14 protein-coding genes are annotated in these 10,847 nt (G+C 60.5%); all 14 read left to right on the forward strand.

Annotated elements, in window-relative coordinates; translation table 11 throughout:
- Window position 1: 1 nt before the first annotated feature.
- The 14 genes from AC6I1V_RS13920 (at window position 2) to AC6I1V_RS13985 (ending at window position 10,831) form a co-directional block, all read left to right on the forward strand.
- Window positions 2–559: a phage protein Gp27 family protein gene (locus AC6I1V_RS13920; RefSeq protein ID WP_486854112.1), complete on the forward strand. Its 558-nt coding sequence runs from the start codon at window positions 2–4 to the stop codon at window positions 557–559.
- The gene (locus AC6I1V_RS13925) at window positions 559–1,896 is read left to right on the forward strand and encodes a terminase large subunit domain-containing protein (protein ID WP_486854113.1); all 1,338 of its coding nucleotides are present in this window, start codon (window positions 559–561) and stop codon (window positions 1,894–1,896) included. Before AC6I1V_RS13920 ends, AC6I1V_RS13925 begins: the two co-directional genes overlap by 1 nt.
- The gene (locus AC6I1V_RS13930) at window positions 1,890–3,440 is read left to right on the forward strand and encodes a DUF935 domain-containing protein (RefSeq protein WP_486854114.1); all 1,551 of its coding nucleotides are present in this window, start codon (window positions 1,890–1,892) and stop codon (window positions 3,438–3,440) included. The genes AC6I1V_RS13925 and AC6I1V_RS13930 overlap by 7 nt, the downstream gene beginning before the upstream one ends.
- The gene (locus AC6I1V_RS13935) at window positions 3,433–4,674 is read left to right on the forward strand and encodes a phage head morphogenesis protein (protein ID WP_486854115.1); all 1,242 of its coding nucleotides are present in this window, start codon (window positions 3,433–3,435) and stop codon (window positions 4,672–4,674) included. Before AC6I1V_RS13930 ends, AC6I1V_RS13935 begins: the two co-directional genes overlap by 8 nt.
- Window positions 4,675–5,008: 334 nt before the next feature.
- Window positions 5,009–6,103, forward strand: coding sequence for a phage protease (locus AC6I1V_RS13940; RefSeq protein WP_486854116.1), 1,095 nt, complete (start codon window positions 5,009–5,011; stop codon window positions 6,101–6,103).
- Window positions 6,084–6,464 carry a capsid cement protein gene (locus tag AC6I1V_RS13945; RefSeq protein ID WP_497737079.1) on the forward strand — a complete coding sequence of 127 codons (381 nt, stop codon included), beginning with the start codon at window positions 6,084–6,086 and terminating at the stop codon, window positions 6,462–6,464. Before AC6I1V_RS13940 ends, AC6I1V_RS13945 begins: the two co-directional genes overlap by 20 nt.
- 12 nt (window positions 6,465–6,476) lie before the next feature.
- Window positions 6,477–7,361, forward strand: a complete 885-nt coding sequence (locus tag AC6I1V_RS13950; RefSeq protein WP_497737080.1) for a Mu-like prophage major head subunit gpT family protein — start codon at window positions 6,477–6,479, stop codon at window positions 7,359–7,361.
- A gap of 8 nt (window positions 7,362–7,369) precedes the next feature.
- On the forward strand, window positions 7,370–7,573 hold the full coding sequence (locus AC6I1V_RS13955) for an HI1506-related protein (protein ID WP_497737081.1): 204 nt from the start codon (window positions 7,370–7,372) through the stop codon (window positions 7,571–7,573).
- Window positions 7,574–7,577: 4 nt separating this feature from the next.
- Entirely contained in the window at window positions 7,578–8,012 is a 435-nt protein-coding gene (locus AC6I1V_RS13960; RefSeq protein WP_497737082.1) for a gp436 family protein, read from the forward strand.
- A gap of 2 nt (window positions 8,013–8,014) precedes the next feature.
- Window positions 8,015–8,593 carry a phage virion morphogenesis protein gene (locus AC6I1V_RS13965; protein ID WP_497737083.1) on the forward strand — a complete coding sequence of 193 codons (579 nt, stop codon included), beginning with the start codon at window positions 8,015–8,017 and terminating at the stop codon, window positions 8,591–8,593.
- Window positions 8,586–9,050, forward strand: a complete 465-nt coding sequence (locus AC6I1V_RS13970) for a hypothetical protein (protein ID WP_497737084.1) — start codon at window positions 8,586–8,588, stop codon at window positions 9,048–9,050. The genes AC6I1V_RS13965 and AC6I1V_RS13970 overlap by 8 nt, the downstream gene beginning before the upstream one ends.
- A complete protein-coding gene (locus AC6I1V_RS13975; protein WP_497737085.1) occupies window positions 9,037–9,432 on the forward strand; it encodes a phage tail terminator-like protein in 396 nt (131 codons plus the stop codon). The genes AC6I1V_RS13970 and AC6I1V_RS13975 overlap by 14 nt, the downstream gene beginning before the upstream one ends.
- Window positions 9,433–9,444: 12 nt before the next feature.
- Entirely contained in the window at window positions 9,445–10,368 is a 924-nt protein-coding gene (locus AC6I1V_RS13980; RefSeq protein WP_497737086.1) for a phage tail tube protein, read from the forward strand.
- Between the two features lie 28 nt (window positions 10,369–10,396).
- Window positions 10,397–10,831 (forward strand): hypothetical protein, encoded by a 435-nt coding sequence (locus tag AC6I1V_RS13985; RefSeq protein WP_497737087.1) that lies wholly within the window; start codon window positions 10,397–10,399, stop codon window positions 10,829–10,831.
- The last annotated feature ends 16 nt before the right edge of the window (window positions 10,832–10,847 follow it).

Raw genomic sequence — 10,847 nt, forward strand, 5'->3', positions numbered from 1 at the left:
TATGGGCAGAAAATCATCCCTCCGCCGGTTGCCGCCGGAGATTCTGCAAGAGGTCAACCGCCTGCTTTCGGAAGGCCGGGCTACACTTGCCGAGATTCTTGAGCATTTGCGGGGCATGGGCGTCGAAACGGTTTCCCTCTCCGCGCTCGGACGCCAGAAACAGAAGATCGACAAGGTAGCCGCAAAACTGCGCCAGAGCCGGGAGATGACCGAGGCGCTCGTCAGGGAGATCGGTCCGTCCGTGGTGGAGGGCCAGCAGGGGCGGCTCCTCGTCCAGACCTTGCGCGATCTGGTGTTCGATCATCTGGCGACGCGGGTTGAGGAAGGGGACGTTGATGATCCGAAGGCGCTCATGGCGCTGGCCCGAACGCTCAAGGATATGGCGCAGGCAAACCGCCTTGATCAGGACTTCGAGTCGAAGGTCCGGGAACGGGTGGAAAAGGAAGTCAGGGCAAAGCTCGACAGGGCCGTTGATGAAGTGGCGGGCAACCCTGAAAATACGGCCCTGACCCCCGGAGAACTCCGGGCGAAGCTCCTTGAAGCCTACGGCGGCGCGTGATGGACACCCCGATCCTTTACCCATACCAAAAGGCATGGCTTGAGGACGATTCCCGTTTCAAGATCGGGATGTTTGCCCGGCAAACCGGCAAGACGTTTACGACGACACTTGAAATTGCCCTCGATATGGCGCTTGCGGAGCTTGAAGGCCGCCGTACGCGCTGGGTCATTCTGTCGCGTGGGGAAAGGCAGGCGCGGGAAGCGATGGAGGAAGGGGTAAAACTCCACCTGCGGGCCATGAATGCGGCCTTTGATGCGCTGGAAACGGATTTCCGGCTTGAGGACAGAACCACCGTCCGGGCGCTCGAAGTGTCCATGAAGAACGGCTCACGTGTGACCGCGCTGCCCGCCAACCCTGACACGGCGCGCGGTTTTTCCGCCAACGTCTTTTTGGACGAGTTCGCCTTTCATAAGGACAGCCATGCGATCTGGAAGGCGCTTTTTCCGGTGATCTCAAAAAACGGCCTGAAACTGCGGATCACGTCCACTCCGAACGGGAAAGAAAACAAATTTTTCGAGCTCATGACCGCCGAAGACGGCGCGTGGTCCCGGCATGTTGTCGATATTTACAAGGCCGTGGCCGACGGGCTTCCCCGCGACGTTGAGGAGCTGCGGAAGGCGCTGGCGGACGAGGACGCATGGGCGCAGGAGTTCGAGCTTCAATGGATGGACGGCGCGACGGCGTGGCTTTCATGGGAGCTTATCAACGCCGTGGAGGATGAAAAGGCCGGACGCCCCGGCCTGTACGCGGGCGGCCCGTGCTTTCTCGGCGTGGACATAGGCCGCCGCCGTGACCTGTTCGCCGCCATAGTGCTCGAAGAAGTGGGCGACGTGCTCTGGGTTCGGGAGATTGCCGAGCGCCGGGGCGTGACGTTTGCCGAGCAAGACATGATCCTTGACGATCTCATGTCTAGGTACCGGGTGATGCGTGTATGCATGGATCAGACCGGTATGGGTGAGAAGCCCGTGGAAGACGCCAAGCGTCGGCATGGCGCAAACCGTATCGAGGGGGTGCTGTTTACGGCGTCCGCAAAGCTCGGGCTCGCCACGGTCGGCAAGCAGGCTTTTGAAGACAAGCGGATCCGCATCCCCCGAGGCGTACAGGCGCTCCGCTCGGATCTGCACAAACTGCAAAAGGTATCCGGCCCCACGGGTGCGCCCCGGTTTGTGGCCGAATCCGACGACGCGGGGCACGCCGACCGTACATGGGCTCTGTTTCTCGCCCTGTCCGCCGCAAGTTCCCCAAAAATCGAATACGGCTACACTCCGGCGACGTACCGGTGCAATACGTCTGCATTCCCGGACGACGATGACGACTACCAGAGAGGCGCATGGTGAAAATGTTGTATGATGCCGACGGGAACCCCGTCGACAAGACCCGACTCGCTGAAGAGGTGGCCGCCCCTACAGTGACCGGAGTGCGGCAAATCCTTTCGGGACACCCCGCACAGAATCTGACCCCGCAGCGGCTTACGGCTCTTTTGCTTGCAGCCGAAGAAGGCGACGCGCTGGCGTACCTTGAGCTTGCCGAAGAGATGGAAGAGAAAGACCTGCATTATCGGTCAGTCCTATCCACCCGAAAACTCCAAGTTGCCGGGCTTCCCATGAAGGTGGAGGCCGCAACCGATGATGCCGAAGATGTGAAGGCCGCCGATCTTGTGCGGGATTTTCTCAATACCGGCGTTCTTGCCGAAGCCGTGCAGGATATTCTGGACGCCGTGGGCAAGGGCTATTCCGTCTGTGAAATCATGTGGGACACTGAGGGGAAAAACTGGTTCCCGTCTTCCATTCTTTGGCGCGATCCCCGCTGGTTCGAGTTTGACCGGCTGGACGGGGTGACGCTTCGGCTTAAGGGCGAAAACGGCCTTCCCGAACCGCTCGTACCCGCGAAGTTCATCACCCATATCCACAAGTCAAAATCCGGCCTCCCCATTCGCGGCGGCCTCGCCCGGCCCGTGGCGTGGTATTATCTCTTTAAAAACTTCGGGATCAAATCATGGGTGCAGTTTGCACAGGTGTTCGGCTTTCCGCTCCGCGTCGGGCGCTACGGGGCGGAAGCGACGCCGGATGAGAAGGACGTGTTGCTCCGTGCCGTGCGGAACATTGCGCAGGACGCCGCCGCGATTATCCCGGACAGTATGCGGATTGAGTTCGTGAACACGAACAGCACCGGGAATATCCAGATTTTCAAGGGGCTCACCGAGTACTTTGACAAACAGATCTCGAAAGCCGTCCTCGGACAGACCGGCACTACGGACGTCGGGCAACATGTCGGCACGGCGAACGCCCATGAACGCGTCCGGGAAGATATCGAGGAGTCCGATGCCGCACAGCTTGCGGCGACGCTGTCCCGTGATCTCGTGCGTCCTTTGGTCGATCTGAACCTTGGCCCCCGGCGGCGTTATCCTGCCATAAGGATAGTACGGGAGAAGGAAGAGGACGCGAGCGCATGGATCGACAACGTGGTAAAGGCGGCAGCCGTTGCCCCCGACTTTGCCGAGGTGTCCGTTGTACGCGACAAGCTGGGCATCCCGCAGCCCGCACAAGGTGCTGCAACCATCGGAGCAAGCCCCGCCAAAACCGAAGAGGACGCGCCCGACAAGGAGGCGCCACGGGTAAAAACGGCGCAGTCCGTCCAAGCCGCACGGCCTGCGCCGGAACCCGATGCGATCGACCTTGCCGTCAAGGAAGAGCTCGGCGACTGGCAGCCGCTGGTGTCCCTGCTTGTCGATCCGATCCTTGAGCTTGCCGATCGCTGTTCGTCTTATGACGAGTTTCTCGCGGGGCTTCCTGATGCGATGAAAAAGCAGGATCCGGAACCGCTCGCCCGCACGGTGTCGTTTGCCATGATGAACCAGCACGTGAGGGGCCGCAATGGCTGATTTTCCCCGCATCCCCTTTGACGAGGCGATCGAGGCTCTCCGGCGGCGCGGCACGAACCTGTTCCCGTCCGAACATTGGGCGACGGTCTGGCAGGAGCAGCATCACGGCGGGTTTACCGTGGCCCGTTCCGCCGGGTTCGATATCCTGAAAGACATTCATGATGCACTCGTGAGCGCGAAGGAGAACGGCACAACCTTTGCCGACTTCAAGCGCGGCCTTATCCCCACGCTCCAGAAAAAAGGCTGGTGGGGCCGCACGACCGTCATTGATCCCCAAACGGGGGAAGAGCGCACGGTACAGCTTGGCAGCGTCCGGCGGCTCGAAACCATCTTTGATGTGAATATGCGGGTTTCCTACGCACAAGGCCGCTGGGAGCAACAGCAGGGCTTGAAGGACGCTTTCCCCTACCTGCGTTACGAGGGCATCCTTGACAGTAAAATCAGGCCACAGCACCGCCGCTGGCACGGAACCATCCTCCCGGTCGATCACCCGTGGTGGCGGACGCATTACCCGCCGAACGGCTGGAGATGCCGTTGTGACGCCGTGGCTGTTTCCGATGGCGATCTGCAAAGGTACGGTTGGAAGATAAGCGGCGATCCGGAGGACGAGGGCACGGTGACGTGGATCAATCCGGCCACCGGGGAAGTGATGGACGTGCCCGTGGGCATCGATCCCGGCTGGGCGTACAATCCGGGGAATGCCGACCGGGCGGCACAGCTTGGGCGTGTCATGCTTGAAAAACTCGCAAAGCTCCCCGTACCTCTTGAAGCCACGGCGATCATGCAGGCGGCCCCGCTTCTTCCCGAAACCGAACTGGCTCCCGGCGGACTCGCGCCGGAAATGGTGCGTCGGCTTGTCCGGGACGGCTTTGACGAATGGGCCGAGAATCCCACGGTTCCGCTCCCCCTTGCGGTGCTTTCCGCTGACGACGCGGCCTCAATCGGTGCCACGGCCCGGATAGCCTGCCTGTCTCCCGCTTCCTACACAAAACAGAAAAGCCACCATCCTGAACTGACGGCGGCTGATTACAGTTTAGCGGCGGACGCGGTGGAAAAGGGAGAAAAATACAGACAGAATGAAAAGAACCTTGCCTTTGTGCTCAACCGTCCCGAAGGCGTTGTCGTTATCGTGAAGGCCACACGGATCGGAGACGAACTTTATGTGACGAGCCTGCGGAGATTGAGCCGGGATGATGTGAAGCGGAAAGAAACCATACGTGCTCTGAAAAAATGAGGCAGACGGTGGGGCCCCCCGATCCGCTTTTGCGGCTACCCCACATAGCGCTCCGGGTTACCCCGTGCTACGGCTGGGAGAATATTACCGTGTCACGCCTGCCTTATCAAAGATAATAAGGGCGAAGCCACAAAAACGCAAGATTCGCCTTCAGCGCGCTTATTTCTTCTTTTTCCGAACATCGGGCCGGATTCTCCATTCTAAAGCGGCCTGCCCCGTTTACAGGCGTTCATAAACACCCATCCCGTCCAGACTGCGCCAGCACGTCCGGCCAAAAACATGCCCGGAATATCTTCCGGGTATGTTTTTTTGTGGCCTTTCGTAAGCTCTCTCCATGAACAGCCGTGTTTTGAAGTCCTCCCACTCCATCGTCCTTCCCGCCCCGGCAAACGGAAGTGTCCCGGACTGGATACAGGTGTTTCCGTCCGGGACGTTTTCTGGGCGTGACGGGCGCGGCCCTTACGTCTGTAATCCCGCCGCTGTGGTCGCTCGAACCCGTGAACACAACGGGCCGCTCGATGTCCCCGTCGATTACGATCACCAGCTTGAGCACGCCACCCGGAACGGCCAGCCCGCCATTGCCGCAGGTTGGCTTACTGAGCTTGAAGCGCGCGCCGACGGCGTATGGGGGCGCGTCGAGTGGACGGATAAGGGAAAGGCCCATGTGGCCGCCCGCGAGTACCGCTACGTTTCCCCGGTCTACTACTACGAGCAGGACACCGGGGAAATCATCGCGCTCGAGTCTGTGGCGTTGACCAATATTCCCAATTTGACCGGACTCAAAGCGCTCGCCGCCAGAGAGCCCGGCATGAATCTTTGCACAGGAGACATCACAATGTCGTTTCTGAAAACTATGGCTTCCGTTCTCGGCGTAACCGATGCGGAACCCACGGAAGCCGCCGTTGAGACCGCCGCCCGCCGAGTCATGGCCGACGTCGGGGCCATGAAATCCGCCATGTCCGTCATGGCCGAAGCCGCAAAGGCCGACGACAAGACGCCCGGCGGCATCGCCAAGGCCGTCCAGTCCATTGCCGCGCGTGCCGAGCATCCCGACGTCTCCAAATACGTTCCCGTGGAGACGTTCAACACCGTGAACGCCGAGCTTTCCCGGATGAAGGCCGCGCAGTCGCTGGCGCTTGTGGAACAGGGCAAGGCTGAAGGCAAAATCAGTCCGGCGCTTGAGGGTTGGGCCAAGGAAGCCGCCGCGAGCGATCCCGAAGCCTTCAAGAAATTCCTCGCTTCGGCTCCGGATCTGCGTCCCGGCAAGACGACGCAGGCGACAAGCGCCACGCCGCCGGACGCCGCCCCCAAAGCCAAGCTCGACGATACGGCGAAAGCGTTTTGCCGTGCGCTGGGCGTTTCCGAAGACGACTACAAAAAGGCCATGCAGTCCGTGAAAGGAGGCGACAATGGCGGCTCTGACGAGTGATCGGGATACCGTGCGCCGCAATGGTGACGAGTTCGAGTTTGAGGCGGCTTCTACGGTCTACGCCGGAAGCATGGTTTGCTTGAATGGGGACGGCAAACTTGTGCCGGCAAGCATTACCGCCGGGTTGTCCCCGGTTGTGGGGGTCGCGCAGCGGCAAGGCAAGGCTGGGGAAAAAGTGTCCGTGCGCCGTGGGGTCTTTGCGTTTGAGGCCGCATCCGGGGACGCGCCCACGCCCGCCCAAATTGGCGCGACGTGTTGGGCGGCGGACGACTGCACCGTCCAGAAAACCACGGCCGAGAACGCACCCGTTGCCGGAATCGTCTTTGACGTCACCGACGAGGGCGTCTGGATCAAAATCTGAGGAGAGAACCCGATGGACATCAATCGTTCCACCCTTGAGCAGTTCTATTTTGGCGTGTCCGCCGCTTTTCAGGGCGGCCTCGGCACCGCCGAGAGCCAGTATGAGAAAATTGCGATGGTCGTACCGTCAGGCACGCGGGAAAACGTCTATCCTTGGCTCGGCACCTTGCCCTCCATGCAGAAATGGGCCGGGGATCGTATCATCCGCAACTTGAAGGCCCACAAGTACAGTATTGAGAACGAAAAGTTTGAAATGACGATCGCCGTGAAGCGCGACGACATCGAAGACGATCAGATCGGCATCTACGGCCCCATGTTCCGCGATATGGGGGCGCAGGCCGGGCTTCATCCGAATCAACTGGTCTTCGGTGCGCTCAAAAAAGGGCACGAGCTTGCGTGTTATGACGGTCAATACTTTTTCGACACGGATCACCCCGTCAGCGGCAAATCCGTCTCGAACTCCATCACGGCAAGTTCCGGCGCAGTAGAGCCGTGGTTCCTCATGTGCACCACCCGCCCTGTGAAGCCGATGATCTTCCAGAAGCGCCGGGAATACGAGTTGAAGAGAAAGGACGCACCCAACGACGACACCGTATTCATGCGTGACGAGTACCTCTACGGCGTCGATGCCCGTGTGAACGTGGGGTTCGGCCTGTGGCAGTGCGCGATCCGTTCCACGAAGCCGTTGACGAACGAGAGTTACGCCGAGGCCCGCGCCGCGATGATGGGTTTTACCAATGACGCGGGCGATCCTCTGGGATTGGTGCCGAACCTTCTTGTTGTTCCGCCCATGCACGAATCCGCCGCGCGCAAGGTCGTCGCCGCCGCCTTGACGACGGGCGGGGCCACCAACGAATGGGCCGGATCCGCGGAACTGCTCGTCAGCCCGTGGCTGTAGGTGACGTCATGATACGCATTACCGCAAAAAAAGACGGCTTCCGGCGGGCGGGCGTCAGCCACGCCGGGACGCGGGACTATCCCGACGGGTGTTTTACGCCGGAAGAACTCGCCGCGCTCAAGGCCGAGCCCATGCTCGTGATTGAAGAAATTCCCAGTGCCGGAGAAGCGAAGGCTCCAGCCCCGGAACCAGGCGGCAAAAAGAAGGACTAGAGCCATGACCTACGCCTCGTATGACGATCTTGTAACCCGCTTCGGTGAAACGAAACTCGCGCAGCTTACCTGCCAAGGCGGAACCCTCGGAAAAATCCCGGACAAGTCCGTCATCGAGGCGGTACTTGCCGACGCTACGGAGACGATCGACGGGTACGCAGCGGGCCGCTACCTGACCCCGTTGTCTCCCGTTCCTGCTCCGGTGCGCCGGTGGTGCGCGGACATGGCCTTCTACTACCTCCACACCGGAACCGGCAAAGTCCCGGACGACGTCCGCAAGATGTTCGAGGATGCGCTTGCCGGGCTCAAGGATATGGCGAAAGGCGTCATCGCCTTTCAGGCGGAAGGCGTGCCCACCGCCAACGTCCCCGGCGGCGGGAGCGTTCGGTTGGAAGTGCCGGGCCGGACATTTACGCCGGAAAGCCTCAAAGGGTTTTAAGAGTGATCAGCATCAAGGCCACAAGCGGGACGGTTACGCTGTCACTTTCCGCCGGGCTTTCCCGGTTCGAGGCAAAGAAGCCGCACATCTATCGTGAAATCGGCCAGTCGCTCCTCGTGAGCATTCGGCAGGGGTTTGAGGTCGAACGCTCTCCGGACGGCGAAGCGTGGGAACCGTTGAAGCCCGCGACCGTGCGCCAGAGAAAAGGCGATGCCCACCCGATCCTCCAGAGGAAGGGGCATCTCAAAAAAACGATCACATGGAAGGCTAACCCGGACAGTGTCATAGTCGGCACCAACCTTGTCTACGCGGCGGTCCATCAGTTCGGAGCCGTCATCAATCGGGCTGCGGGTGCGACAAAGTTACACTTCCGGCGCATCAGCCGGGGAAAAAACAAGGGGCAGGTACGCTTTGCCAAGGCAAACGACAAGCGCGCCAAGTTCGGCATGGCTACAGCTGCGCACGTGATCCGCATCCCGGCCCGCCCATACCTTTTTCAACGCGACGGCGACATCCCGGACAGCTGGAAGGCCGCAATCGTCGGCATCGTGATGAAACATATGGAGTTTGACCATGCCTAGCCTGACGGAAGTGCGGGACGCCGCCGTTACACTCCTGCAAACCGTTTTCCCGGACTTGCCTCGTGTGGAAGCGTTCTCCGGGGAAATCACGATTGGCGCCGTAGCGGACAAGCGGCTTCCGGCGGGCGTATCCGTGCTCGTCGCCTCCCTTGCCGCCGACAACGACGCGGCTCCCGGATCTCTCGATTTTGACGTCGTGGCCTCGTTCGGCGTGCTGATCATTTCAAGCAATGCCGCCGGTGCCGAGTATGCCGAAGCCGACGCATTGAGTGTTGCCGAAACGGCGGCGCTCAGCATCCACGGCGCGACGTTCGGGCTTCCCGTCAGCCCCGCCCGCGTCAAGTCCCTTGAAGCCGTAAACGACGAGACGTTTGTTGAAAACGGATACAGCGTCTGGACGATCGTCTGGCAACAGCAGCTCATTTTCACGGAAAGGAATACTGATGAATCTGTATGACACCCTGAAAGACAAGGTTCGGCTTGCCGCCCGCGCACTGGCTCTGCCTCTCGGTTGGGAGGGGGAGCCGTTCGTGCCGCCGCACGCCAGCCACCTGCGGGCGCAGATTGTTTTTGAAAATCAGCGGCAGGCCACGCTCGGTATGGGCGGCCTCACCAAAATCGACGGGCGGATTGAGATCAAGGTGGTGGTCAAGGCCGGGGAGGATTCCCTTGCCGCGACGCTCGCCGATCAGATTGCCCGCCGGTTCCCGCGCGGGGATGACATCCACTTTGACGACGGAACCGGCACTATCACCACGCCCCGGAAGTCTGCGCCCGTCTGCGACGGCAAACGGACTGAGGCTGTGGTCAACGTGGGCTTTTACGTCTTCCAAGCCTAGAAGGATACAGGCATGTACACCATCGCATCCGGTGCAAACCACGGACTGAGGTATATCGAAGAGACGACGCCGGGCACAACGCCCGTGTCCCCCCGCATGGTTGAACTCAATCACAATTCCTGTTCGCTGACGCTCTCGCGCGATACGTTCACGGCGAACGCCCTGCGTCCTGATCGTCAAATCCCTTTCCACCGAACCGGCGTCGACAAGGTATCCGGTGATGTAGCTTTTGATCTTGTGTCTGGAGAGTACGATCCGTTTTTGCAGGCCGCCCTTGCCGGGAATTGGAACGAGAACGTGCTGGACGCGGGAACGGCGGTTCACGCCTTCACGCTTGAACGCGCCTTTAAAAACATCGGCCAGTACGCGACGTATACGGGGTGTTTCGTCAATCAGCTTTCGCTCTCCATCAAACCCAATGAAATGATCACCGGCATGTTTTCGTTTGTGGGGCTTTCCGGGGGGAAAGGGAAAACGCCGCTTTCGGCTTCGCCGACACCGGCCCCGGAGGGTGATCCGTTCGACAGCTTCCGGGGGGCTCTCAAGGTCAATGAAACGGAAATTGCCGTTGTGACCGGAATCGATCTTACGCTCAACAACGGCATCGAGCCGCAGTACGCGCTTTTCGGCCGATCGGCGCAAGCCGTGAGTTGGGGACGGAGCACCCTTTCAGGTACCCTTTCGGCGTTCTATGTCGACGGGAATATCCCCGATATGTTTATCAACGATACCCGCGTGAAGCTGGAGTTTACGCTTGAGCGCGGCGAATATTCGTACACGTTCCTTATTCCCAACATCACGTTGACCGGCGCGGAAGACTCGGCGCAGTCCGAAGGCCCGATCACATTGTCGGTTCCGTGGTCCGCCGCTCTTGACGCCACGATCGGAACGAATTTCCGCATCACCCGCACCGTGCCCGAAGTCGACGAACCTTAATCTTTTACCACTCCAAAGGGGAAACCACATGAATAAAAACACGGAAACCGCCGTCACCGTCCCCGCCGCCTTTGACTTCGCCACCCGCGACGTGGCCGCCAAGGCTGAGGCGGGAGCCGATCTTGAAGTGCTCGATCCCGTCACTGGCGAAGCCGTCGGCGTCACCATCACGCTTGCCGGTGCCGATTCCACCATTCACCGCAAGGCTACAGCCACGATCGCCAAGCGCCGCATGAGCAACGCGAAGGGCTTCCGCAACCGGGCTCTTGATCCCGAAAAATTCGAGGCGGAAAGCATCGAAGTGCTCGCCGCCTGCACGCTCGGCTGGAAAGGCGTCGTCGTTGACGGCGCGCCCCTCCCGTGCGGCCGCGACAATGCCGTTATGCTGTACACCCGGTTCCCGTGGCTGCGTGAGCAGGTTGACCAGTTCATCAGCGACCGCTCGGCCTATTTGCAGGACTGACCGGGGCGCTGTGCGA

It is taken from the genome of Bilophila sp. T19-St14, from assembly GCF_059728385.1.